This window comes from Microbacterium sp. YJN-G (genome assembly GCF_015040615.1).
Lineage (GTDB): Bacteria > Actinomycetota > Actinomycetes > Actinomycetales > Microbacteriaceae > Microbacterium.
Genome location: NZ_CP060402.1, coordinates 3,090,033 through 3,112,645, shown reverse-complemented (window position 1 = coordinate 3,112,645; position 22,613 = coordinate 3,090,033). Strand labels below are relative to the sequence as shown.

Genomic DNA, 22,613 nt, shown 5'->3' with positions numbered 1-22,613 from the left:
CCGGTGCGCCCGGTGTGCCCGGCCGCGTCGCGGGAGCAGTGTCTGCTCGTTCAGAAGTGAGTCAGCCCGGCAGCGCGGGATGCTGCTCGATCGGCCGCTTCGGGATGAGCAGCGTCAACACGAAGCCGATCACCCCCGCGACGATCGCCAGCCAGAAGCACACCTCGAACGCCTCACGCGTCGGGATGGCGCGCCCGTCGACCTGGATGCTCATCGCCGCGAGGACGCCGCCCATGACCGCCGATGCGGCCGAGGTGCCCACCGAGCGGAACAGTGCGTTGAGGCCGTTCGACGCACCGGTCTCGTCGGCCGGCACCGAGCGCATGATGATCATCGGCATCGCCGCGAAGGTGAACCCGATGCCGATGCCGATCAGGATGTTGCAGACCAGCAGATGCCACACCTCGGTGGACCACAGCAGCACGAACACGTACGCCAGCACGATCGCCGCGGTGCCCACCGTGAAGAGCAGGCGTGCGCCCACGACGCGCTCCAGCCAGCCCGAAAGCGGTGAGATCACCATCATCATCACGCCCGAGGTCGCCACGACCAGAGCGGCCGAGAACATGTCCAGGCCCAGCCCCGATCCGGTCTCGACCGGAAGCTCGAGCAGCTGGGGGAAGGTCACGTTCGAGGAGAACAGCGCGAACCCCATGCCGATCGCGGCGATGTTCGTGAACAGCACCGCGGGGCGGGCGGCGACCCGCAGGTCGAGCAGCGGGTTCGTGGCCCTCAGCTGGTACCAGCCCCACAGCAGCAGCACCAGGATGCCGCCGATCACGCACGCCAGTGAGACCGGGGCAGCCCAGCCCCATTCCGCCCCGCGCGAGACGTACAACAGCAGACCGGTGAGTCCGACCGCGAGGCCGAGGGCTCCGATGACATCCAGGCGACCGGGCGAGCGCAGCACGTCGTCGGGCACGATCAGCAGCACGACGGCCACGCCGATCACGCCGAGGCCGGCAGAGAGCCAGAACAGCGAGTGCCAGTCGGCGTACTCGGCGACGAGCGCTGCGACCGGCATCCCGACGGCGCCGCCGACACCCATCGTCGCGCTGATGAGCGCGACGGCCGTGCCGAGCCGCGCCGGTGCCAGCACGTCGCGCAGGATCGCGATGCCCAGCGGCACCACGCCCGTCGTCGCACCCTGCAGGGCACGACCGATGATGACGCCGGCGATCGAGGGCGACAGCGCCGCGATCACCGAACCGATCACGAGCAGTGCCAGCAGAGCGACGACCACGCGGCGCTTGCCGTACATGTCGCCGAGCCGGCCCGAGATCGGGGTCGCGATCGCCGCCACCAGCAAGGTGATGGTGACCACCCATGAGGTGTCCTCGCGGGTGGCGTCGAGCAGCACGGGCAGCTCCGCCTGCAGCGGCACGACCAGCGTGAACATGAACGCCGAGCACAGGCCGACGTACGCGAGTGCGGCGACGATGGCGCCCGGCGGGGTGGTGCGAGAGAGCCGCCGTCTCGCCCTGTCGTCTCGCCCGCCCATCCGCCCAGGCTATCGGCGCCGCACCGCCGCCGGCGGCATCCGTTCTCCCTGCCGGACCGGTGCCCGGCTCTTCGCCGCGAGGCGTGCATCTTCTTCGAGCGCGGTGTCGAGATCGGGGGCGTCCAGATACGACCCGACGGATCTGAAGCGGTCATCCACATACGGCTGCTTCCGCAGCACGGCATCCGCGGACCCGTCGATGGCGTACACGACGATGTCGCTGCTGTGCACCTCGAGGTGCAGGTAGCCGGACGGGATACCCGCGCCGGGTACGTCGACCCGCGCGAACGCGGGGAACGGGCCGGATGCGCTCACGAGCGCCGCACCGCTGCCATCCCCGCGGTACAGGGCGATCGTCTTGTCGAACGTCAGGCCGTCGACGCGCAGGATGCCGCTCATCGGTCACATCGTATCCAGGCGTCGAGGATGCCGGGAGCCCTTCGCGTTTCGTTCCTCGGGCCGCGAGGGGCAGACTGTGATTGTGCGAACCATCCGTGATCTCGACACCGTGGAACTCATCATCGACGCGCAGGGCCTGCTGGATTCGATCCGCGGCCCCGAACGCGTGATCGACGCGGGCACGCTGCGCGCGCTGCAGCAGTCGGGCAACTACGTCGTCGGCCTGTTCGACGGGGACGACGGCGACGAGCGCATGGTCGGGGCTTCGGTGGCGTTCTTCGGCGCACCCGGCAGGCGCACCATGCACTCGCACATCACCGCGCTGATCCCCGAGTACCGCGGCCGCGGCTGGGGGCGCGAGCTCAAGGAGCACCAGCGGCAGTGGGCGTTCTCCCGCGAGGTCGGGCACATCACGTGGACCTTCGACCCGCTGGTCGCCCGCAACGCGCACTTCTTCCTCACCGTGCTCGGCGCGCGCGTGACCGGATACGTCGTGAACCAGTACGGCATCTTCGGCGGCGGCGACGCGGGTGATGAGAGCGACCGTTTCGACGTGCAGTGGACGCTCGCCGACATCGCCAAGCCCCCGGCATCCGATGCGGTGGTCGCGACCCTCGAGATCCCGCACGACATCGAGGCCATGCGGGTCACCGACCCGGATGCTGCGCACGAGTGGCGACTGCGCCTGCGCGGCGAGATCGAGCAGCTGCTCGGCCGCGGTCTGCGCGTCGCCGGCTTCGAGACCGGCCGCGGCTACCTGTTCTGCGAGTGAGTCACCGGCTGTCCTGCGAGTAGGTCTCACCGCCCCGTTGCGGGCGTGAGCGACGGATTGCGCGGGCAGGGTCGGCGATAGGATTGGGATGCCCGTGATCACGGGCGTTCTCCCGCATCCGACCATTGGAGCCACCGTGGCCGAACAGTCCCGTCTTGACAAGGTCATCGCCCTCGCCCGCCATCGCGGGTTCGTCTTCCAAGCGGGTGAGATCTACGGCGGTTCCCGGTCGGCCTGGGACTACGGCCCCCTCGGCACCGAGCTGAAGGAGAACATCCGGCGGCAGTGGTGGCAGACCTTCGTGCGCGGTCGCGGCGACATGGTGGGCCTGGACTCATCGATCATCCTGCCCAAGCGCGTCTGGGAGGCATCCGGCCACGTCGCCACCTTCAGCGACCCGCTGGTGGAGTGCCTGCAGTGCCACAAGCGTCACCGCGAGGACCACCTCATCGAGGCGTACGAGGCGAAGAAGGGTCGCAAGCCCGAGAACGGCATGGCCGACATCGTCTGCCCCGACTGCGGCACCCGCGGCAAGTGGACCGAGCCGAAGTCGTTCTCCGGCCTGGTGAAGACCTACCTCGGCGTCGTGGATGACGAGTCTGGTCTGCACTACATGCGCCCCGAGACCGCGCAGGGCATCTTCGTGAACTTCGCGAACGTGCTCACCGCCTCGCGCAAGAAGCCGCCGTTCGGCATCGGCCAGGTCGGCAAGGCATTCCGCAACGAGATCACCCCCGGAAACTTCATCTTCCGCACCCGCGAGTTCGAGCAGATGGAGATCGAGTACTTCGTGCCGCCGGCCGAGGCGCAGGAGTGGTTCGAGCACTGGGTGCAGGCGTGCTGGGATTGGTTCGTCGACCTGGGTATCGACCCCGAGAACATGCGCCAGTTCGACGTTCCCGAGGACGAGCGTGCGCACTACTCCGCCGGCACCATCGACTTCGAGTACCGCTTCGGCTTCCCGGGCAAGGAGTGGGGCGAGCTCATGGGCGTCGCCAACCGCACCGACTTCGACCTGTCCAGCCACACCGAGGCGTCGGGCCAGAGCCTGACGTACTTCGACCAGGCGTCGGGTGAGCGCTACACCCCGTACGTGATCGAGCCGTCCTTCGGTCTGACACGCTCGATGATGGCCTTCCTCGTCGACGCGTACGAGGAGGAAGAGGTGCCCAACGCCAAGGGCGGCACCGACACCCGCACGGTGCTCAAGCTCGACCCGCGCCTGGCTCCCGTCAAGGTCGCCGTGCTGCCCCTGTCGCGCAACGAGCGCCTCTCGCCGCTGGCGCGCGAGGTGGCCGACACGCTGCGCGGCAGCTGGACCGTCGACTTCGACGACGCCGGTGCCATCGGACGCCGCTACCGCCGCCAGGACGAGGTCGGCACCCCGTTCTGCGTCACCGTCGACTTCGACTCCCTCGACGACAACGCGGTCACCGTACGCGACCGCGACACGATGGGTCAGGAGCGCATCCCGATCGACGGCCTGCAGACCTACCTCGCCGAGCGCCTGCGCGGAGCCTGACCCGCCTGCCCCGCCCCCCACACCGCCCCGCCGAAACCCCTCGTGAATGCCGAGACCCCTCCGGAATGACGTGATTCCGGAGGGGTTTCGACAACCAGGAGGGGTTGCGGCGTGAGGGGAGAGGGCTCGGGGCGCGGGGACGTCGGCGGGGCTGTGGATAACTCATGACGCGCGTGGCTGCGGCGGCGTAGCGTCGCGGCCATGATGCTGACAACGCAGAACACGACGGATGCTGGAACGGTCACTGCCCGGAGGACGACGCTGTTCGTCGGCGGCGGTGCGCTTGCCTTGTGCGGACCGCTCATGTTGCTCGTTCCCCACGCCCAGGCACTGGTCATCGTCGTCGCTCTGTTGGTGCTCGCAGGCACCGTGGTTCCGGCGATCGGGCTGGGGCACGGCAGCTCGGTGACGGGGATGCAGACGCGGCCACGAGTCGCTCTGATCCTCGTGGGTGTCACCGCCGCGCTCCTGAGCCCGGTCTTCTACGTTCTCTCTGTGCCGGTGATGCTTCTGGCGTTCGCGAGCGGACTGCTGCATCCATTCGCGTGCCTGATGATCCTGTGGGGGCTGATCGCCGTTATAGCGATCGGGGCGCTGGTGGGTTCAGTCATCGCAGGCCTGGCCATAGCGAGGGCCGGGGTCATTCCGGCGCCCTGGGGATGGCTCGCCCTCCCGGCCCTCATCGCCAGCATCGTCGGTGAAGCAGTGAAGGCCGGCATCGCGGTGGTCGCCGTGCTGTCGTGGAGGATGCCCGAAACCGTGCTGTATCAGGTCATCACGACGGTCCAGGCCGCCGGCATCGTCGTGCTGGGCGGCGGGATGATCCTCGTCGGACTCCTCGCCTATCGCCGCACGGCATCCGCCGGCTGACAGCGTGTGTCGACTCTCCGCAACCACGGAGCCCATCCGCCGAAACCCTTCATGAATGTCGATACCCCTCGTGATTCACGTGATTCACGAGGGGTTTCGGCGACCAGGAGGGGTTTCGGCGGGAGAGGCGGGAGGGGCGGGAGATGAGAGAAGGGCGAGGCAGGCTCGCTCAGAAGTCCTCGCCCTCGGCCTGCGAGGGGTGCCGGTCGAACCAGTAGGGGCGGCCAATGTGCAGCAGCGCGTCGCTGTCGAAGAGGGCGTTGCTGTCGTCGCGGTCCATGAGGGCTCCTTTGCGCGTGGATGAGTGGTCTCATCCCACCCTCACGCATGGTTCGGAACTCTTATCGCGGAATCAGGGCAAAAGAAGCGCCATTCCTTTGCCAATCGCAAGAGAGCGCGTCCGGCCGCCCCGCTATGGTGGGGTCATGATCGACGTGGACGTTGAGGGGACGCGCGTTCGCCGTACGACCTGGCTGGTCGGCGGGATTCTTCTGGTCGTGGCAGCGGTGCTGTGGTTCGGCATACCGCTCGGCCCGCAGCCGCTCTCGGGATGGGTCGCACTCACCGTGCAGGCGGCGGCCTTCGTCGTGTTCGCCGTCGGTCTGGGGTGCGGCGGCAGCGTGACAGCACGACGTCCGCTGGGAACCGCCGCACTGGTCGCACTCGGGCTGTGGGTCATCGCGGGGCCCGCGGTGAGGCTGCTCATGACGGCACTCCCTGTCGGCACCGGCCCGGACGCCGCCGAGCGGTTCGCGATGACGCACCTGATCGTCTCGATCACGATCGACGTGATCGGACTGGCGCTGGCGCTCATCGCCTCCGTGCAGATCCTGCGCGCGGGTGTGGTCGCGTCGCCCTGGCGCTGGATGCCGCTGGCGGCGCTGGCCGTGATCGTCGCCGGCCGTGTGCTGCTGTTCATCAGCACGCCGCTTCCGCTGGATGCCGCACTGGCCGCGCGGTCGCTCGCCGAACTGGCGATTCCCGTCGTGCTGCTGCTTCTGGGCGCCGCGGCGATCGTGCTCTCCGTCCTCACGCCGCAGCGGGTGCCGGAGGTCGTCGGGCGCGCGTGACGCGCCCGACGACCTGCGGAGAGGGGTCAGCCCCGCGCGATGCGCAGCGTGCGCACCTCGAACGGCTTGAGTGAGAACTCGCCGCCGGTGCGGGCGTCGTCGAGTTCGTCCTCGATCAGCGACACCTCGCGGATGCCGGTGTGCTCGAAGCCCACCGACAGGGCGCCCGTGGTGCGACGGCCCAGCGACTCGTAGAGGCGCACGATCACGTCGCCCGAGCGGTCGTCGGCGAGCTTCACCGACGACACCACGACGCCGTCGCCGGTGATCGAGACGAGCGGCTCGACCTCGTTCGCGCCGCGCACCAGCGTGGCCGGGGCGTTGAGGCGGATGCCCTCGGCGGTGGCGATCTCGGCATCCGCTCCGATCACCAGGCCGACCTCGATCTCGTGACGGCCGTGGTCGGTGTCGGGGTCGGGGAAGCGCGGGGCGCGCAGCAGCGACAGGCGGATCGTCGTCGTGACGTCGTCGCCGTCGACCTCGCGCGACGTGTCGTACCCGTAGATCGAGTCGTTCACGAGCGCGGCGCCGAAGCCGTCGTCCTCCTGGGCGAGCACGAAGCGGTGCATCGAGGTCTCGAACTTCGCCGCCTCCCAGCTCGTGTTCACGTGGGTGACGCGGCGCTGGAAGCCGAACTGCGTCTCGGCGAGCGTGTCGCGGGCGAACAGGTCGAGCGGGAAGGCGAGCTTGAGCAGCTTCTCGGTCTCGTTCCAGTCGATGTCGTTCAGCAGCAGCACCGTGCGCGAGTCGGGACGCAGCACGATCGTCTGCTCAATCCTGGACTGCGAGAACTCGCGGGTGACGACGATCGTCGCCGCACCGTCGATGATCGTGCCCGAGATCGACGTCACCGAGGTGATGTCGTCGACGCGGTTGCGGTAGTAGCGGTCGATGTCCCAGGCATCCCACATGTTCGGGAAGTCCTGGTGCAGCTGGAACAGGTTCGCGGGCTTCCCGGCGGGGATCGTCTCGCGTCCGGTCGCCTTGTCGACGGCCGAGGTGATCAGGCCCTCGGCCGAGACGTGCACGGCGACGAGCTCGTTCTCGAGCACGAAACCGTCGGGCCGCTCGGAGATGCTCGCGGGGCCGCTCTCGAAGTCCGACGGCTTCACCGCCGTCGCGCCCAGAGCGCGGGTGCCGGATGCCGTGCCCACCGAGGTGGGCGTGAACCGCAGCAGGGTGTCGCCGGAGCCGGCGAGCACCTCGCGGGCCGCGATCGACAGCGCCTCGGCATCTGTGATCACCCCCGCGAGCACCTCGACGGCCTCACGGTGCACCCAGGCGATCGACGTACCGGGCAGGATGTCGTGGAACTCGTGCAGCAGCACGAGCTGCCACAGCCGGTCGAACTCCTCGTGGTCGTACTCGGCGCCCTGCTGCACGGCAGCGGTGGCCGCCCACAGTTCGGCCTCGATGAGCGCCTGCTCGGCCCAGCGGTGCAGCGCCTTGGTGGCGTGCTGGCTGGTGAGCGTGCCGCGGTGCAGCTCGAGGTAGAGCTCGCCCACCCAGACGGCGGGGTCGGTCAGCTCGGCGCGGGCGTCGGCGAAGAAGGCATCCGGATGCTTCCACTCGACGCGTGCCGAACCCTCGAGGTCGGCCAATCGCTGCGCCTTGCCGGTCATCTCGCGGGTTGTCCCGCCGCCGCCGTCGCCCCAGCCGACCGGCGCCACCGACATCGTCGCGACGCGGTTCTCCTTGAACTGGCGGCTCGCCTTGGCGACCTCCATGCCGGACAGCTGCGAGTTGTAGGTGTCCATCGACGGGAAGTGCGTGAACATCCGCGAGCCGTCGATGCCCTCCCACAGGAAGCTGTGGTGCGGGAAGACGTTGCGCTGGTTCCACGAGATCTTCTGCGTGAAGAACCACTCGAAGCCGGCCCGGCGCATGAGCTGCGGCAGTGCGGGGGAGTAGCCGAAGCTGTCGGGCAGCCACACGCCCTTCGAGCGGATGCCGAACTCGCGCTCGAAGAACCGCTGGCCGTGCGAGAACTGGCGCACCAGCGACTCGCCGGTCGGCATGACCGTGTCGGACTCGACCCACATGCCGCCCAGTGGCAGGAAGCGGCCGCCGGCGACGGCATCCTTCACCCGGGCGAAGACCTCGGGCCGGTGCTCCTTGATCCAGGCGTACTGCTGGGCGCTCGACATGCCGTACAGGAAGTCGGGCTGCTCGTCGATGAGCGTCGTCATCGACGAGGTGGTGCGGGCGACCTTGCGGATCGTCTCGCGCACGGGCCACAGCCACGCCGAGTCGATGTGCGCGTGGCCGATCGCGGCGATGCGGTGGGCGCTCGCGTCGGCCGGTGCGGCGAGTACCTCGGTCAGCTGCCCGCGCGCCTCGGCCGCAGTCTCCACGATGCGCTGCAGGTCGAGGGCGTCGAGGGCGTTGTCGAGCGCCTGCAGGATGCGCATGCGGCGCGGACTGGTCTCGGGCAGCTCGGCCTGCAGTTCGATGAGCACCTCGAGGTCGAGCGAGAGCTCGAAGACCTCGGCCTCGAACACGGCGAGATCCATGTGCCGTACGCGATACAGCGGCTCGGACGAGGAGGTGCGGATGTCGCCCTCCTGCGTCGGCAGGAACGGGTGGTAGTCGAGCAGCACCGGGTTGGCGGCGCCCTCGAGGTAGAACTCCACGGCCCGGCCCGGCCCGGCCTCGATCGCCACCCACTGGTTGCGCGGGTTGATGCTCTTCATCGGGGTGCCGTCGGGGCGGTAGGCGAGAGCCTCGCACTGGAAGCCGGGCATGTTGATGTCGAAGCCGAGGTCGATGATCGCCTCGATGCGCTTGCCTGCCCAGTCGGCCGGCACCTGGCCCCGCACCCGGAACCAGGTGGTGCTCCAGGCGGGGCCCCACATGCTGCCCGCCGTGAACGGCTCGAACTCCAGCGCCAGCCCCTCAGCCGGGGCGATGGGTTCGCCGGGCAGCACATGGGCGGCGATCTCGAGCGGCACCCGCGAGGAGTGGATCGCGGGGCGGACGCGTTCGGTCAGCACCCGATTCACGCGTCCGACAGTGAGGGAGGTCTCTTCGTGCACGGTGTGCTCCTTCGCAATGCGAGAATGAGGGCGATCGGCTGAGGGGGCCATCGAGTCGATCGATACTAAAACGATCTAGTACGGTGAGTCTATGTCACGGTCCAAGCGTGTCACCATCGCGGACATCGCGCGACAGGCGGGAGTGTCCCCCGGCGCGGTGTCCTTCGCGCTGAACGGGCGCCCCGGAGTCAGTGAAGAGACCCGGCAGCGCATCCTCGCGATCGCCGATCAGCACGACTGGCGGCCCAGCTCGACCGCGCGCGCCCTGGTCGGCGCCCGCGCCGGTGTCGTCGGCTTCGCCGTCAACCGTCCCGCACGCACCCTCGGCACCGAGGCGTTCTTCACCGACCTCATCGCCGGTGCGCAGTCGGCACTCGCTCAGCACCGCATCGGACTGCAGCTGGTGGTCGTGCCATCGATCGACGAGGAGATGGACACCTACCGGCGGTGGCGCCGGGCGAACCAGGTCGACGGGGTGTTCGTGCTCGACCCGCGAGACGGCGACCCGCGTCCCGCGCTGCTGCGCTCGCTCGGGCTGCCGTCGGTCACGATCGGCGGTCAGCCCTCGCGTGAGGATGCGCCCGCGACCATCTGGATCGACGACGCCGCCGCGGCCGACTCGGTGTTCGGCTACCTCGCAGGGCTCGGCCACCGCCACATCGTCTACCTCTCCGGTCCCGCCGAGTACGAGCACGCCCGCCTGCGCGCCGGCGTGCTGCGCGGCCTGAGCGAGCGCGGAGTCGTCGGCGAGGTGCTCGAGACCGACTACTCGCCCGCGCAGGTCTCGGCGGTGATGCGGATGCTGCTGAGCCGGCGCGAACGCCCCTCGGCCGTCGTGTTCGACAACGACGTGATGGCGATCGCGGGGCTGCGCATCACGCAGGAGATGGGCGTCGCGGTGCCGGGCGAGCTGTCGCTGGCATCGTTCGACGACTCGGTCGTCACCGGGCTCGTGCACCCCGCGATCACCTGCCTGACCAGGGATACGTTCACCCTGGGCGAGCGCGCCGCGGAGTTCCTGCTCGAGCAGCTCGACGCGCCCGAGACGCTGCTCGACCGCACGGGGCCCGTGCCGGTGCTCACCGTGCGGGAGAGCACCGGCAGGCCTGCGGTGGCGTGAGGGTCAGGGCTCTCAGTCGACGACAGTGTTGTTCGAGGCGTAGGCCGGCACGTCCTGCGACAGGTCGGGGCGCACCAGCTCGGTGATGCCGCGCGCGGCGAGGGCGGCCGGGTCGACGGCATCCTTCGAGGTGACGAACGTGGCGTCCGCCCCGTTCTCGCACGCCGTGACCCAGGCCTCGAAGACCGGACCGCCCGGCGCGAGAGCGCCGCGGCTGACCGGGGTGTCGTGCTCGTCGACCTCGATCACGATGCCGAGCGCGCGCGGCACGCGCGGCGTGCGGGCGCGCAGTTCGGGGATGATCTCGGCGAAGCGGCGCCCGATGGGCTTGGCGGCGCCGGACTGGTCGATGAGCCCGAGCGTGTACTCCAGGTCGGGGAAGTCGACCAGCGACCGGCTCACGTCGTGCGAGCACCACCAGGTGACGCCCCACAGGTTCTCGGTGCGGGCCGCGTGCCGCACGGTCGCCTCGAGGAAACCGGGCATCTCGTCATCGGTCAGGCAGTTCGAGGGCGCCCCGACCTCCTGCAGCCAGGTGCGGCGCTGCGGGTCGGTCGCGAACGCGCGCGACACCTCGATCATGTACTCGGCATGGCGATCGGATGCCGCTGAGCGGCCGCCGTAGCGCTGCGCGGTGCCGTTGAAGATCCAGGAGTGCACGGTCGTCATCGCGCCCAGTCGCGCGGCCAGTGCGGGGGTGAAGCCGTGCCCGTCGAGGTACCAGGCCGCGTCGTACTCGCTGTGCACATGCTCCTGCTCGGGTGCGCCGGCCTCGGCCGCATCGAGCAGCGTGGTGATCCAGTTCGCCGCCTCGGGCGTGGTCACGGGCCACGGCGAGGGGTGCACCGACGCCGAGAACTGGTTGGTCTCGTTGCCCGTGGTGAAGCCGAGGAAGTTCGGCGCCTCGCGCAGTGCCGCCGCCAGCCGCTCGACCAGGGCGACCTGGCCGCTGAGGGCGTCGGGGTGCGTGAACATGTTCTTGTCGTGCCAGGTGTACAGCCATGACGGCACGAAATCGAAGCTCGACAGGTGCCCCTGGATGACATCGACGCTGACGTCGAGACCGAACTCGGCGCCCACGTCGACGACCGCCCGCACGTCGGCGACCGCCTCGGGTCGGATCAGCGAGCGGTTGGGCTGCAGCACCGTCCACAGCGGGAAGATCCGCACGTGGTCGAGGCCGAGCTCGGCCAGTCCGGCGAAGTCGCGACGGACGTCATCGAGGTTCAGCGACAGCCAGGAGTGCATCCAATTCGTCGACGGCGTGTAGTTGGCGCCGAAGCGCAGCGGCGCGGCGGAGTGAGTCGCGGACATCGCTGTCCTTTCTGGACGGGGTGGGGGATTCTCGCTGGACGAGACGGCTGACATGTGCAATGCTATGGACACTATAACGGTTTAGTCGTGGATGCCACCCACCGGTGGAGAACATCCCGGACCACTTCGAAGGAGAACGTCCATGAGGATCAGAACGACTCTCGTCACCGGACTCGCCGCGGTGACCGCGCTCGCCCTTGCGGGCTGCACGGGTGGCACCGCGCCCACCGGCGGCGACGCCGGTCCGGTCGACACGAGCGGCGAGCTGAGCGGTGACATCCAGTTCCACCTACGGTCTGCCCTGGTACCTGGGCAGCGACGAGTCGTGGTGGAACATGGCGCAGCTCGGCGAGTACGGCGTGACCGAGGCCGACCTGCCCACCACCACCGACGCGTGGCTCGAGCTGGCCAAGAAGGTCGCGGCCGACTCGAACGGCAAGGTCAAGCTCGTCTCGTCGATGCCTGGTCTCGACACCTTCGTCTCGGCCGACATCGACATCATGGATGACGACGGCACCTTCGTGTTCAACACCCCCGAGGCAGTGAAGATCATCGAGCAGTACGCCGACGCCTACAAGGCCGGCGCCATGCCGCCCGAGTCGCTGACCGGCAGCTACGGCGGCAACGCCGAGATGTACCTGCAGGAGAAGGTGGCCTACTCCACCGGCGGCTCCGGTTTCGCGGGCGACCTGCGCACCAAGGCCCCGACGCTGCTCGAGCACACCGTCGCGACGCCGCGCCCCGGCATCCCGCCGCTGTTCGTGCAGGGAGTGAACGTCGCCGCCGACTCCGACAACAAGGCCGCGGCGCTCGCCTTCGCCGAGTTCGTCACGAACCAGGAGAACCAGGTCGAGTTCGTCAAGCTCGCGGTCGGCTTCGCGCCCGGCACTGCTGAGGGCGCCGAAGAGGTCGTCAGCGCCGTCGAGGGCGACCTCGATCCGGCACAGGCCCAGGCGATGAAGGTCATGTTCGACGCGATCCCCGAGGCCGAGGCCACCCCGTTCCAGTGGACCGGTGCGATGACCGACTACCTCAACCAGCAGATGGCGCTCGCGATCCGCGGCGACGCCCGGGCCAAGGAGACGCTCGACAAGATCGTCGCCTACGCCAACGACAACCGAATCGACCAGTGACGCTGGCCCGCGTCTGACCGAGCATGAACACCAGCACCCACGAGAGAAGGCAGCACACATGAAGTCGCAGGATTCGTCGACGAGATGGCCGCGCACCTGCGCGATCGCGGGTTCACGACGCGGGTGTGGAACGACGGGATGCTGCGCAGCACACGCGTGCGCCTGGACCCGCGGGTCGAACTGACCTGGTGGACGAACTGGCATGCGCAGATGCGCCCGCTGCACGAGGCGGTCGAGGCCGGTCACGGCATCGTGAACGTCAACGACGGGATGCTGTACCACGTGCTCGGCGAGAACGCCGGCTACCGGTATCCGACCGCGCAGCGGCTGTGGGATGCCGACTGGCATGCCGGGCTGTTCCCGGCGCTGCCCGGTGGGGTGCGTCAGGAGATCACGCGCCCGTATCCGGCGCTGCTGCGCGGATGCTCGTTCGCGATCTGGTCGGATGTTCCCGGCGCGCAGACCCCGGCCGAGGTGGCCGCGGGCGTGCGGGCGCCGCTGCGCGCGATGGCCGAGCGCGCCTGGAACGGCGGATCGCAGCTGTCGCTCGCCGAGTTCTCGGCGCTGGATGCGGCGCTGGGCGGCTGGGAGTCTGAACGGCCGGTGTCCGAATAGACTCTCCTGAGGCCATTTCGGAGGGGATGACATGACCGAGACCGTCAAGAAGCACCAGGACTACAACCCTGGACCGCGGGTGGGGATCACCTTCTCCACCTTCGATCTGCTGCACGCCGGGCACATCATGATGCTCGCCGAGGCCAAGCGGCAGTGCGACTATCTGATCTGCGGCCTGCAGATGGATCCGACGCTCGACCGCCCCGAGAAGAACGCCCCGACGCAGACCGTCGTCGAGCGCTACATCCAGCTGCGCGGCTGCGAGTACGTCGACGAGATCGTGCCGTACTCGACCGAGCAGGACCTCGAAGACATCCTGCGCTCGTTCAAGCTCGACGTGCGCATCGTCGGCGACGAGTACATCGACCGCGACTTCACCGGCCGCACCTACTGCGAAGAGGCCGGCATCGAGCTGTACTTCAACAGCCGCGACCACCGCTTCTCGAGCTCGGGGCTGCGCAAGATCGTCGCCGCCAAAGAGGCCGAGCGCCTCTCGCGCGCCTGACCTCGCGCCCGGCCCGGGCGCTAGTGTGGGCCCATGATCGACGTGGATTCGGGTGGGACGGACACCGGTGCGCGGCGTCGCACCTGGATGATCGGCGGCGGACTGCTGGTGGCATCCGCGCTGCTGACCCTCGCGATGCGCGGCTACATCTTGCCGATGGTGCCCGTCGTCTCCGTGCCGGACGTGCTGTTCGCCGCAGGCGCGGTGATCTTCGCCATCGGTATCGGACGCGCGGGCAGTGTCACCGCACGCCGTCCGCTGGGCACAGCGGCGATCGCGGGACTGGCGGTGTGGCTGCTGCTGTCGTCGCCCCTGCTGAGCCTGTTGCTGCCGGTGGTCCAGACCGACGTGGATGCTGCGGAGATGGCAGAGCTCCTCTGGCTCTCGTCGATGCTGAGCATCACGTCTGAGGTGATCGCGCTGGCCCTCGCGCTGATCGGAGTCATGAGCATCGGCCGGGGTGGTGTCGTGCCGCGACCGTGGCGGTGGGCGCCGCTGTGGGCGCTGCTCGCGGTCATCGTGGTGCGCGTGCTGCGGTCCGGGTTCCTGTCCGGCGACTATGGTCTCGGGCAGGAGACGCTCGTGCTGCTGGACGGGATCGGCGCGCTGATCGAAGCCGTCGCGGTCGGCTTGCTCGGCGTACTGGCGATGGTCCTCGCGGCGCGGCCAGCCCCCGGCTCGACGGCGGTCTACAGCTCGGGAGATCGGCGCCTCAGCCCAGAAGTGTGAGCCGCATCCCCTCGCTGCCGCCGGCCTCGGCCCACGCCAGGGAGCGGGTGAGGATCCCGCGCAGCACATCCAGGTCGATCTGCTCGAGATCCTTGATGTACAGGCATCCGACGCCGGTTGTATGAGGACCGAGGGGCGCCAGGTCATCCGCGTACTTCTCGACCCCGTCGACGAGATAGATCGTCGTCGCGGCCTTGCGCGGCGCGAAACCGAGCAGCCCCATCTCACCCTCGGTGCCGGTCGGGTAGCGGTAGTGACAGTGACCGAAGCCGATGATCGTGCCCCAGGTCGTCGGCTCGCGTCCCGAGACCTCCTGCATCAGCGCGGTCAGCGTCTCGGCATCCCTGCGGCGGATCGCGGGGGACGAGCGGGCGATCAGCCCGGCGACGTCGGTGCCGGTGGGCTTCACTTCGGAGCCTTGATGGGTTTCGACTCGCTTCGCTCGCTCAACCTTGCCCCGTCATGCATCAACGCTCCTTCGTCGCATTGCTCCGCACCGCGGCAACCTTCATCGCCTTCTTGTGTTCGCGCACCTTCGTGAGCGACTCGGGCGAGACGATGTCGGCGACGCTGCGGAACGAGCCCTCATCACCGTAGGGAGCGGATGCTTCGCGCCAGCCGGCGCCCGTGAAGCCGTACTGCTTGCCGAGCAGCGCGAGGAAGATCTTCGCCTTCTGCTCGCCGAAGCCAGGAAGCTTCTTCAAGCGCTTGAGCACATCGGCGCCGTCAGGTCGTTCGTCCGAACCCCGCGCAGGGCGCGTCCACAGCGCTGCGGCGTCGCCCTCCCACTCGTCGACGAGCGTCTGGCAGAGGGTCTGCACGCGGGTAGCCATCGATCCCGGGAAGCGGTGCACCGCGGGCGTCTGCTTGAACGCCTCCAGGAACTCGTCGGGATCCATGCCCGCGATGCCTGCGGCATCCGCGGCGCCCGTTCGCTGCTGGATCTTCAGCGGTCCCGCGAAAGCGGTCTCCATCGGCACCTGCTGGTCGAGCAGCATCCCGACCAGAAGGGCGAGCGGATTGTGCGTGAGCAGGTCGTCGGCGGCGGTGTCTCCGGTGATGTGAAGGGCCATGGGACCAGTGTGGCACCGAACATGATCCCCGCGCTTGCTGAGTGGTACCATAATCAGGTACAAGTTCCGAGAGGTGTCGCTATGTCCATTACGGCCAGTGAGGCTCGCAAGACGCTTTTCCCGTTGATCGAGCGGGTCAATGCCGATCGAGACGCCGTGGAGATCGTGTCCCGGAAGGGCAATGCCGTCCTGATGCCTGCCGACGAGTATGCGGCGTGGCAGGAGACGGCGTACCTGTTCCGGTCGCCCGCGAACGCTCGCCGACTGCTCGACGCCTATGAGCGAGCGCGCGCCGGCGAAGTCGAGGAGCACGAACTCGACCGAGACGAATGATGCGTCTCGTCTGGGACAGGTCCGCCTGGGAGGACTATGTGCACTGGCAGACGGCCGACCGGAGAGTGCTCAAACGCATCAACGCCCTTATCGACGCATGCCTGCGTGATCCTTTCGAAGGCATCGGCAAGCCTGAGCAGCTGAAGTATGGCGCTCAGGGTGCCTGGTCTCGACGCATAACCGAGGAGCATCGCCTTGTCTATCTCGTCGAGCGTGATGACCTCATCGTGCTGCAGGCGCGCTACCACTACTGATCTGCGGCCAGTGGTGGACGGAGGCTGATCTGCCGCTGCGTGATCGCTCAGCCGCGGCTCGCAGCGATGGCCTCGATCTCGACCAGCTGATTCTCATCGGACGACTTCGAGGTGAGGTGAAGGGCCATGCGTCCGGTCCGGCAGGCACCCGCTCAGCTCGGGCAGGTCTTGCCATCCTTATGCGCGACCGCAAAGGAATCGATGTAGAAGCTGCCGTTGATCTCAGAGATGTTCACCTCGCCGAGGTGCTCACCCTCGGGGGTCTCTACCGTCACCGCCAGGTAGCCGTTCTCCTGAGCGGCCTCTCCCGCCGCCTTCGCAGCAGCGTCCAGGTTGTCGACGCTGGTCTCAAGCAGCAGCAGCACGTCTGTTCGTGACGCATACTCGAGTTCGGGGGCGTCCGGATGCTCGCGCATCGCCTGGATCATGCCGTTCACCGCATCCACACGCGACGGCGCTCCGCTGCCTGGAGCGTGCTCGAAATACGTCGTCGACGTGCAGACTTCCGCTGCATCCGTAGTCATCGCCGACCCGGAAGCGGCGACGGGATCGTGCGCACACGCGGTCAGACCGCCAAGCGTGAGCAGGATCGCGGTCAGCCAGCCAGTCCACCGCCACGAGGTCATGGGCAAAAAGTACCAGCGGCACGAACGCGTTCAAAGGGCATGGTGAGCGCAGTGGTGTGAAGGGTCGCTGCCGTCCTCAGCCTCTTCGCGAGCAGGCGCTGCGCGCGTTCCGCGAGTTCGACGAGCTCAACGTCGAGGAGGTGCCGGTGATGGCCATGCTGCCCGCGGTGTACGCACTGCGGCACAATGTCAGCGCCTATGACGTCATGTACGTCGTACTCGCTCGTGCGGCGCAGTGCTCGCTGCTGACTCTCGATGCTCGCGTCGCGGCATCCGCTCCGGATTGCGCACTGCTGCCGTAGTTGCGGCGTTGCGCGGGCTCCGGGGTGCGCACTTCGCGCGGGAATGTGCGCTTCGCGCGGACGGATGCAGCGAATTCGTCCGCGGCAGGCGCATTTCTCCGCGCGAAGCGTAGGCCGCGCGAAGCGTAGGCCGCGCGAAGCGCACGCCGGCGAAGCGCACGCCCGACCGGCATAAGAAGAGAAGGCGGATGCCGCGGCTCAGGCGGTCGCAGCCTCGTCGGACTCCTCGGCATCCGGGGCCAGTCCGTACAGCGTCTCTAGAGCCGCGATGAACTCGTGACCGCGACCGTCGGCGGCCAGTTCGTGCGCCCGGGTGGTCGGGGTGTGCAGCAGCACGCCGGCGAGGTGGCGCATGGCCTGCTCGACGCGGCCGTCCTCGTCACCGCGGCGACGGGCGCGATCGATCTCGGCCTCGAGCAGCTCGAAGATGTGGGTGCGCAGCGAGACGACGGCCGGGGTCACCGATTCCCGGGATCCGGCGACGTGGAAGTGCTCGGCGGCCTCGCGCACGACAGCACGGGCGGCCTCGGTCGCCTGCAGCTCCTCGAGCGGCGCGTGCAGGCGGATGGTCTCGAGGTCGAGCAGGGCGACGCCGTCGAGCCGGCCGACGGCGGGGTCGACGTTGCGCGGCATCCCGAGGTCGATCACCAGCTGCGGGGCACCCGAGTGCGGGGCGGCGTCGGCGGTCTGCGGAAGCTGCAGCTGCACCGGCCCGAGCACAGGCTCGGTGGCAGTGGTGCAGGTGATCAGCAGCGTGGCGCGGCGGGCGGCCGCCGAATAGTCGGATGCTGCGACGGGACGGATGCTGTGCTTCTTGGCGAACAGCTCGGCGCGGCCCGACGGCGAGTACACCGAGATGTCGATCGCACCACGCTCGCGCAGCGTGGCAAGGGTCACCGCGGCGTACGAGCCGGTGCCGACCAGCAGCACGCGCTCGGCCGACCAGTCGGCGATGCGGCTGTCTGCGAGCTCGAGCGACAGGCGCACCAGCGAGCGGCCGGCGCGCTGCAGGGCCGTGACGTTCTTGACCTTGCGCTGCGCCTGGCTGGCTCGCTGGAAGAGCCGCTCCAGCGCGGGGGAGGTGGTGCCCTGCTCGCGGGCGCCGGTCAGCGCGCGGCGCACCTGCCCCGCGATCTCACCCTCACCCGAGACGACGGACTCCAGACCGGATGCCACGGCGAAGAGGTGCTCCGCGACGCGACGGTCGTCGATGACGCGGTACGAACCGTCGAGGTCGCCGGAGGGTACGCCAGTGGCCTGCGCGACGACGTCCAGCACGGCATCCGTATCGAGATCGTCGGTCTCGACGTAAGCCTCGAAGCGGTTGCAGGTCGCGAGCACGACGGCTCCCTGCGCACCGGCTTCGACGAGGGTCGGGGCGACGGTATCGGGATGGCGGCTGAGGCGCTCGAGCAAGTCGAAGGAGGCCGTCTTGTGACTGGCCGTGACGCAGAGCAGCACCTGTCCAGGGTACGCCTGATCGCTATGAGCGGCATCTGAGCGATGCCTTACCTCAACACCGCCCCGGTTCGGCCTCCGCATAGGCGATGGTGCGACGATGGCCGCATGAGTGATCTGCTGCGCGCGCTGGCCGGCGAGAAGACCGAGCGCACCCCGGTCTGGTTCATGCGTCAGGCGGGCCGGTCGCTGCCCGAGTACCGCGAACTGCGCGTCGGCACGCGGATGCTGGATGCCTGCCTCACCCCCGATCTCGCAGCCGAGATCACCCTGCAGCCGGTGCGCCGGCACAAGGTCGACGCGGCGGTGTTCTTCAGCGACATCGTCATTCCGCTGCGCCTGGCCGGCGTGGAGGTCGAGATCGAGCCGGGCCGCGGGCCCGTGTTCGCGAACCCGATCCGCACCGCCGACGACGTCGCCCGCATCACCGCGATCGACCCGGCCGACCTCGACGGCACGGCGATCACCGAGGCCGTGCGCATCACGACCGCCGAGCTCGGCCAGACCCCGCTGATCGGCTTCGCCGGCGCCCCGTTCACCCTGGCTGCCTATCTCGTCGAGGGCGGGCCGTCCAAGGAGCACCTGCGTGCCCGGGCGATGATGCACGCCGACCCCGAGTCGTGGAACCGACTGGCCGGCTGGCTGTCACGCGTCTCGCGCCGGTTCCTCGAGATCCAGCGCGACGCCGGAGCATCCGTCGTGCAGCTCTTCGACTCGTGGGCGGGCTCGCTCAGCCCCGACGACTACCGCACCCACGTCGCCCCGCATTCGCGTGCGGCGCTCGACGGGATCGGACTGCCCAGCATCCACTTCGGCGTCGGCACCGGACCCTTCCTCGCCGACATGCGCCTCGACGGCGTCGCCTCGGCGGTCGGGGTCGACTGGCGGATGCCGCTGGACGAGGCGATCCGCATCGTCGGAGACGACGTCGCGGTGCAGGGCAACATCGACCCGGCTCTGCTGCTGGCGCCGTGGCCGGTGCTCGAGGCCCGCGTGCGCGACTCGATCGAGCGCGGACGAGGGGCGAAGGGCCACATCCTCAACCTCGGTCACGGTGTGCCGCCCGAGACCGACCCCGATCAGCTCACCCGCATCGTCGAGGTCGCGCACGGCGAGCGCTGAGCAGCGTCCCGCTTCGCACCCGCCTCGACGGCAAAGTCAGAGCCCATGGGGACTCGTCCCCATGGGCAGGCGTCCCGCGTACGGTAACCTGCCCAGGGAGTTCGCCCCGGGGGGAGTGAACACCGGGGGGGAGTGAGAGTGGGAGCCGAGAAGGTCACGATCGACTATGACCTGCTGACGGACGTTCGCGATTCGATCACGCAGATCATCGCCGAGCTCGAGGATGCTCCCGAGCGCAACGCCGATGTCGCGGGTGCGATCGGCGCCCCGTTCGAGCATGGCCGGCTGAGCATGGCCGGTTGAGCACGCGTTCACCATGAGCATGGACGAGTTCACCGAGTCGTTCAACGTCGTCGAGGTGGGGAACGGATGACCGCGTCGAAGGCGGGTCTCGTCGTCATCGCGTCCGTCGCGCTGCTGCTGACCGCGTGCACCGCAGCCACAGAGGAGAAGCCCATGCCCACCCCCAGTTCGTCGACCGCTGCGGCACAGGATCCGAACCCGTCCGAGCCGATCAGCGAGCTCGTGCCTGCGGCCGACCTCATCGTGTACGGCACGGTCGAGTCGGTGGATGCGCCCGTCGAGGATGCCGGGGAGCCGGCGTTCCCCGCGCAGCGGGCGATCGTGCATGTCACCGAGGTGCTGAAGGGCGATGCGGATGCCGAGATCACCGTCGTCAAGCCGGCAGGCACCTGGTACCACCTCGTCGACGGCGCGCAGGAGTCGCGCGACGCGAAGCACGAGGGCATCTTCGTGCTGAAGGCGGACGGCGACGCGTTCGAACTGTTCGGTCACGTCGGGCTGCACGACGACTCCGCCGCACAGCGCACCTTCGCGCGCGTGCTGGCCGGTTCGCCCGAGCGTGTGCCCGCGGCATCCCGCGCCCAGCTGACCGAATGGGCGCAGCAGGCCGACGTGATCGTGTTCGCCCGGGCGCACGGCGCCGCCGGCGATGTCGTGCTGCACACACCGCGGCTCGACTTCGCGGCATCCGGCACCCTGACGCCGATCGAGGTGCTGAAGGGCGAGATGCCCTCGCCACTCGACGTGGTGCGCGGCCCGCAGCCCGACGTCCCCGGCGGCACCTGGGCCTTCCCCGTCTCGGAGCAGGGACAGACCGGCGTCTACTTCATCGACACCTCGGGTGAGACCCCCATCGTCATCAACACCACCGAGCCGAGCCGGATCAACCGCCGGGAGGTGCCGGTGGGCGACTGAGTCACAGCGGAGCCTGAACCCCGCGGTGAAATGATGGAGGCATGACCTCCGAAGAGCCCGCAGACCTCGCCGCCCGCGCCGCCGAGAAGCACGTCATCGTCATCGGCGGCGGCATCGGCGGACTCATCGCGGCCCGCGAGTTCGCGAAGCTCGGCATCCGCGTCACGCTGCTCGAGGCCGCGCCCGAGCTCGGCGGCAGCATCCGCTCGGTCGAGCTCGACGGCATCGTCGTCGACGCCGGCGCCGAGAGCTTCGCCACCCGCGGCGGCCACGTGCGCACCCTCGTCGAGGAGCTCGGGCTCGGCGACGCGATCGTCGCTCCGGAGGGCGGCGGTGCCTGGCTCAGCGGCATCCCGGACGCCCCCGACGCACCCCTGCCGACCGGCGGCCTGCTCGGCATCCCCGCGAACCCGTTCGCCGATGACGTGCGCGCGATCATCGGCTGGCGCGGCGCCTGGCGCGCCTACCTCGACCGCCTGCGCCCGCCGCTGACGATCGGACACGAGCGCAGCCTCGGCAAGCTGGTCACCACGCGGATGGGCGCCCGGGTGCGCGACCGTCTGGTCGCCCCCGTCACTGCCGGCGTGTACTCGGCGCTGCCCGAGGACGTCGACGTCGACATCGCGGCCCCCGGTCTGAACGCGGCCCTCACCCGGACCGGCTCGCTCAGCGGCGCCGTGCTCGACCTGCAGGGCGCGCGCCGCGGCAAACCGGGCGCCGCCGTGCTCGGCATCGACGGCGGTATGAGCCGGCTCATCGAGGCGCTGCGCGCCGAACTCGAGATGTACGGCGCCGACGTGCGCACCGGCGTCCGCGCCACGCGGATCGACCGCGACGGCGACGGCTGGGCCGTCGTCTTCGAGACGGTAGAACCGGTCGAGACGCCGGTTGAGACGGCAGAGGCGCCGGATGCCGACGCCGCGGCACCCGCCGCATCCGCCGAGTCGACAGCACGAGTCGAGCCGACGGTCGATCGGCTCACCGCGGCCGGGGTCGTCGTGGCGACGCCGGAGCCGGACGCACGGGCCCTGCTCGATGCGCACGTCGCCGGTCTCACCCCACCCGGCGAGGCGCCCGAGATCGAGATCATCACGCTGCTGCTCGACGCCCCCGCACTCGACGCGGCCCCCCGCGGCAGCGGCGTGCTGACAGTCCCCGGCAGCCGCACCGCGAAGGCGCTCACCCACTCCACGGCCAAGTGGGGCTGGGTGCGCCGGGCCGCCGGAGAGCGCCACATCGTGCGCGTCTCGTTCGGCACCCAGGGCGAGCCGGCCGCGACCGCCTCGCTGGACGACGACGCCGCCGCGCGGCTCGCGCTGTCCGAGGCATCCGCTCTGCTCGGGGTCGACCTGACCCCCGGCCAGCTCGTCGCCGCGCACCGCGGACGGTTCGTGCAGTCCCAGCCGACCTCGCTGATCGGCGAGACCGAGCGCAGGGCGGCCGCACGGGCCGCCGTCACGGCGACCCCAGGCGTCGCGGTGGTGGGTGCGTGGCTGGCGGGTACGGGGCTGGCCCAGGTCGTGCCGGATGCCGTGGCCGAGGCCGACCGCCTGCGCAGCTCGCTGCTCTGGGGCTGACCGCGGCCGCACTGAGACCCCCTCGCTACATCTTCTCGTCGCGCTGCGCAAGGGTAGATGCCGAA

Annotated in this window: 24 protein-coding genes; 16 read left to right on the top strand and 8 right to left on the bottom strand. The window is 69.4% G+C overall.

The genetic code is table 11. The features are described 5' to 3' along the window. Positions 1 to 61 precede the first annotated feature (61 nt). Both H7694_RS14950 and H7694_RS14945 read right to left on the bottom strand, forming a co-directional pair. Positions 62 to 1,501, bottom strand: a complete 1,440-nt coding sequence (locus tag H7694_RS14950; RefSeq protein WP_193597236.1) for an MFS transporter — start codon at positions 1,499 to 1,501, stop codon at positions 62 to 64. A 9-nt stretch (positions 1,502 to 1,510) separates the two neighbouring features. Next, positions 1,511 to 1,900, bottom strand: a complete 390-nt coding sequence (locus H7694_RS14945) for a hypothetical protein (protein WP_193597235.1) — start codon at positions 1,898 to 1,900, stop codon at positions 1,511 to 1,513. 82 nt (positions 1,901 to 1,982) lie between these two features. On the opposite strand from H7694_RS14945, the gene H7694_RS14940 reads away from it, so the two are divergent. The 4 genes from H7694_RS14940 (at position 1,983) to H7694_RS14925 (ending at position 6,134) form a co-directional block, all read left to right on the top strand. Beyond that, on the top strand, positions 1,983 to 2,672 hold the full coding sequence (locus H7694_RS14940) for a GNAT family N-acetyltransferase (protein ID WP_193597234.1): 690 nt from the start codon (positions 1,983 to 1,985) through the stop codon (positions 2,670 to 2,672). Positions 2,673 to 2,808: 136 nt separating this feature from the next. Then, positions 2,809 to 4,194, top strand: coding sequence for a glycine--tRNA ligase (locus H7694_RS14935; protein ID WP_227468164.1), 1,386 nt, complete (start codon positions 2,809 to 2,811; stop codon positions 4,192 to 4,194). Positions 4,195 to 4,395: 201 nt separating this feature from the next. Next, positions 4,396 to 5,064, top strand: coding sequence for a hypothetical protein (locus H7694_RS14930; RefSeq protein WP_193597232.1), 669 nt, complete (start codon positions 4,396 to 4,398; stop codon positions 5,062 to 5,064). 425 nt (positions 5,065 to 5,489) lie between these two features. After that, positions 5,490 to 6,134 (top strand): hypothetical protein, encoded by a 645-nt coding sequence (locus H7694_RS14925; RefSeq protein WP_193597231.1) that lies wholly within the window; start codon positions 5,490 to 5,492, stop codon positions 6,132 to 6,134. 26 nt (positions 6,135 to 6,160) lie between these two features. Here the strand turns inward: H7694_RS14925 and H7694_RS14920 are convergent, their stop codons facing one another. Beyond that, positions 6,161 to 9,169: an alpha-mannosidase gene (locus H7694_RS14920; RefSeq protein ID WP_193597230.1), complete on the bottom strand. Its 3,009-nt coding sequence runs from the start codon at positions 9,167 to 9,169 to the stop codon at positions 6,161 to 6,163. Positions 9,170 to 9,260: 91 nt separating this feature from the next. Between H7694_RS14920 and H7694_RS14915 the strand changes: the two genes are divergently transcribed. Beyond that, complete coding sequence (locus H7694_RS14915) at positions 9,261 to 10,289, top strand: LacI family DNA-binding transcriptional regulator (RefSeq protein WP_193597229.1); 1,029 nt, start codon at positions 9,261 to 9,263, stop codon at positions 10,287 to 10,289. Positions 10,290 to 10,301: 12 nt separating this feature from the next. Here the strand turns inward: H7694_RS14915 and H7694_RS14910 are convergent, their stop codons facing one another. Beyond that, positions 10,302 to 11,603 carry a glycoside hydrolase 5 family protein gene (locus tag H7694_RS14910; RefSeq protein WP_193597228.1) on the bottom strand — a complete coding sequence of 434 codons (1,302 nt, stop codon included), beginning with the start codon at positions 11,601 to 11,603 and terminating at the stop codon, positions 10,302 to 10,304. Between the two features lie 272 nt (positions 11,604 to 11,875). On the opposite strand from H7694_RS14910, the gene H7694_RS14905 reads away from it, so the two are divergent. The 4 genes from H7694_RS14905 to H7694_RS14890 all read left to right on the top strand — a co-directional run bounded on the left by H7694_RS14905 (position 11,876) and on the right by H7694_RS14890 (position 14,585). Beyond that, on the top strand, positions 11,876 to 12,736 hold the full coding sequence (locus H7694_RS14905) for an ABC transporter substrate-binding protein (protein WP_193597227.1): 861 nt from the start codon (positions 11,876 to 11,878) through the stop codon (positions 12,734 to 12,736). Positions 12,737 to 12,820: 84 nt separating this feature from the next. Continuing rightward, positions 12,821 to 13,351, top strand: coding sequence for a hypothetical protein (locus H7694_RS14900; protein ID WP_193597226.1), 531 nt, complete (start codon positions 12,821 to 12,823; stop codon positions 13,349 to 13,351). Positions 13,352 to 13,382: 31 nt separating this feature from the next. Continuing rightward, a complete protein-coding gene (locus tag H7694_RS14895) occupies positions 13,383 to 13,856 on the top strand; it encodes an adenylyltransferase/cytidyltransferase family protein (protein ID WP_193597225.1) in 474 nt (157 codons plus the stop codon). Between the two features lie 33 nt (positions 13,857 to 13,889). After that, positions 13,890 to 14,585 (top strand): hypothetical protein, encoded by a 696-nt coding sequence (locus H7694_RS14890; protein WP_193597224.1) that lies wholly within the window; start codon positions 13,890 to 13,892, stop codon positions 14,583 to 14,585. Here H7694_RS14890 and H7694_RS14885 read toward each other — a convergent pair. After that, positions 14,569 to 14,994, bottom strand: a complete 426-nt coding sequence (locus H7694_RS14885) for a DUF1801 domain-containing protein (protein WP_193597223.1) — start codon at positions 14,992 to 14,994, stop codon at positions 14,569 to 14,571. The two genes, H7694_RS14890 and H7694_RS14885, sit on opposite strands and share 17 nt — an antisense overlap. A gap of 58 nt (positions 14,995 to 15,052) precedes the next feature. Continuing rightward, positions 15,053 to 15,658: an HhH-GPD-type base excision DNA repair protein gene (locus H7694_RS14880; RefSeq protein ID WP_193597222.1), complete on the bottom strand. Its 606-nt coding sequence runs from the start codon at positions 15,656 to 15,658 to the stop codon at positions 15,053 to 15,055. Positions 15,659 to 15,739: 81 nt separating this feature from the next. On the opposite strand from H7694_RS14880, the gene H7694_RS14875 reads away from it, so the two are divergent. Beyond that, complete coding sequence (locus tag H7694_RS14875; protein WP_193597221.1) at positions 15,740 to 15,991, top strand: type II toxin-antitoxin system Phd/YefM family antitoxin; 252 nt, start codon at positions 15,740 to 15,742, stop codon at positions 15,989 to 15,991. Then, positions 15,991 to 16,245 (top strand): Txe/YoeB family addiction module toxin, encoded by a 255-nt coding sequence (locus H7694_RS14870; RefSeq protein ID WP_193599261.1) that lies wholly within the window; start codon positions 15,991 to 15,993, stop codon positions 16,243 to 16,245. The genes H7694_RS14875 and H7694_RS14870 overlap by 1 nt, the downstream gene beginning before the upstream one ends. A 152-nt stretch (positions 16,246 to 16,397) precedes the next feature. Here the strand turns inward: H7694_RS14870 and H7694_RS14865 are convergent, their stop codons facing one another. Then, on the bottom strand, positions 16,398 to 16,871 hold the full coding sequence (locus H7694_RS14865; protein WP_193597220.1) for a hypothetical protein: 474 nt from the start codon (positions 16,869 to 16,871) through the stop codon (positions 16,398 to 16,400). Between the two features lie 56 nt (positions 16,872 to 16,927). Here H7694_RS14865 and H7694_RS14860 point away from each other — a divergent pair, with 56 nt between their 5' ends. Beyond that, positions 16,928 to 17,173 carry a type II toxin-antitoxin system VapC family toxin gene (locus H7694_RS14860; protein ID WP_193597219.1) on the top strand — a complete coding sequence of 82 codons (246 nt, stop codon included), beginning with the start codon at positions 16,928 to 16,930 and terminating at the stop codon, positions 17,171 to 17,173. Between the two features lie 198 nt (positions 17,174 to 17,371). Here the strand turns inward: H7694_RS14860 and H7694_RS14855 are convergent, their stop codons facing one another. Then, a complete protein-coding gene (locus tag H7694_RS14855; protein WP_193597218.1) occupies positions 17,372 to 18,634 on the bottom strand; it encodes a glutamyl-tRNA reductase in 1,263 nt (420 codons plus the stop codon). 105 nt (positions 18,635 to 18,739) lie between these two features. Between H7694_RS14855 and hemE the strand changes: the two genes are divergently transcribed. From hemE to H7694_RS14835, 4 genes are all read left to right on the top strand, one after another. After that, positions 18,740 to 19,753, top strand: a complete 1,014-nt coding sequence (gene hemE, locus H7694_RS14850) for a uroporphyrinogen decarboxylase (RefSeq protein ID WP_193597217.1) — start codon at positions 18,740 to 18,742, stop codon at positions 19,751 to 19,753. 138 nt (positions 19,754 to 19,891) lie between these two features. Next, positions 19,892 to 20,056 (top strand): hypothetical protein, encoded by a 165-nt coding sequence (locus H7694_RS14845; RefSeq protein ID WP_193597216.1) that lies wholly within the window; start codon positions 19,892 to 19,894, stop codon positions 20,054 to 20,056. A gap of 66 nt (positions 20,057 to 20,122) precedes the next feature. After that, positions 20,123 to 20,971 carry a hypothetical protein gene (locus H7694_RS14840; protein WP_193597215.1) on the top strand — a complete coding sequence of 283 codons (849 nt, stop codon included), beginning with the start codon at positions 20,123 to 20,125 and terminating at the stop codon, positions 20,969 to 20,971. Positions 20,972 to 21,012: 41 nt separating this feature from the next. After that, on the top strand, positions 21,013 to 22,548 hold the full coding sequence (locus H7694_RS14835; RefSeq protein ID WP_193597214.1) for a protoporphyrinogen/coproporphyrinogen oxidase: 1,536 nt from the start codon (positions 21,013 to 21,015) through the stop codon (positions 22,546 to 22,548). The last annotated feature ends 65 nt before the right edge of the window (positions 22,549 to 22,613 follow it).

What these genes read in the sequence shown, in the direction of transcription:
- H7694_RS14950 (WP_193597236.1), bottom strand. Translation starts at nt 1,501, where the DNA reads ATGGGCGGGCGAGACGACAGGGCGAGACGGCGGCTCTCTCGCACCACC.
- H7694_RS14945 (WP_193597235.1), bottom strand. Translation starts at nt 1,900, where the DNA reads ATGAGCGGCATCCTGCGCGTCGACGGCCTGACGTTCGACAAGACGATC.
- H7694_RS14930 (WP_193597232.1), top strand. Translation starts at nt 4,396, where the DNA reads ATGATGCTGACAACGCAGAACACGACGGATGCTGGAACGGTCACTGCC.
- H7694_RS14925 (WP_193597231.1), top strand. Translation starts at nt 5,490, where the DNA reads ATGATCGACGTGGACGTTGAGGGGACGCGCGTTCGCCGTACGACCTGG.
- H7694_RS14915 (WP_193597229.1), top strand. Translation starts at nt 9,261, where the DNA reads ATGTCACGGTCCAAGCGTGTCACCATCGCGGACATCGCGCGACAGGCG.
- H7694_RS14910 (WP_193597228.1), bottom strand. Translation starts at nt 11,603, where the DNA reads ATGTCCGCGACTCACTCCGCCGCGCCGCTGCGCTTCGGCGCCAACTAC.
- H7694_RS14900 (WP_193597226.1), top strand. Translation starts at nt 12,821, where the DNA reads ATGGCCGCGCACCTGCGCGATCGCGGGTTCACGACGCGGGTGTGGAAC.
- H7694_RS14895 (WP_193597225.1), top strand. Translation starts at nt 13,383, where the DNA reads ATGACCGAGACCGTCAAGAAGCACCAGGACTACAACCCTGGACCGCGG.
- H7694_RS14890 (WP_193597224.1), top strand. Translation starts at nt 13,890, where the DNA reads ATGATCGACGTGGATTCGGGTGGGACGGACACCGGTGCGCGGCGTCGC.
- H7694_RS14880 (WP_193597222.1), bottom strand. Translation starts at nt 15,658, where the DNA reads ATGGCCCTTCACATCACCGGAGACACCGCCGCCGACGACCTGCTCACG.
- H7694_RS14875 (WP_193597221.1), top strand. Translation starts at nt 15,740, where the DNA reads ATGTCCATTACGGCCAGTGAGGCTCGCAAGACGCTTTTCCCGTTGATC.
- H7694_RS14870 (WP_193599261.1), top strand. Translation starts at nt 15,991, where the DNA reads ATGCGTCTCGTCTGGGACAGGTCCGCCTGGGAGGACTATGTGCACTGG.
- H7694_RS14865 (WP_193597220.1), bottom strand. Translation starts at nt 16,871, where the DNA reads ATGACCTCGTGGCGGTGGACTGGCTGGCTGACCGCGATCCTGCTCACG.
- hemE (WP_193597217.1), top strand. Translation starts at nt 18,740, where the DNA reads ATGAGTGATCTGCTGCGCGCGCTGGCCGGCGAGAAGACCGAGCGCACC.
- H7694_RS14840 (WP_193597215.1), top strand. Translation starts at nt 20,123, where the DNA reads ATGACCGCGTCGAAGGCGGGTCTCGTCGTCATCGCGTCCGTCGCGCTG.
- H7694_RS14835 (WP_193597214.1), top strand. Translation starts at nt 21,013, where the DNA reads ATGACCTCCGAAGAGCCCGCAGACCTCGCCGCCCGCGCCGCCGAGAAG.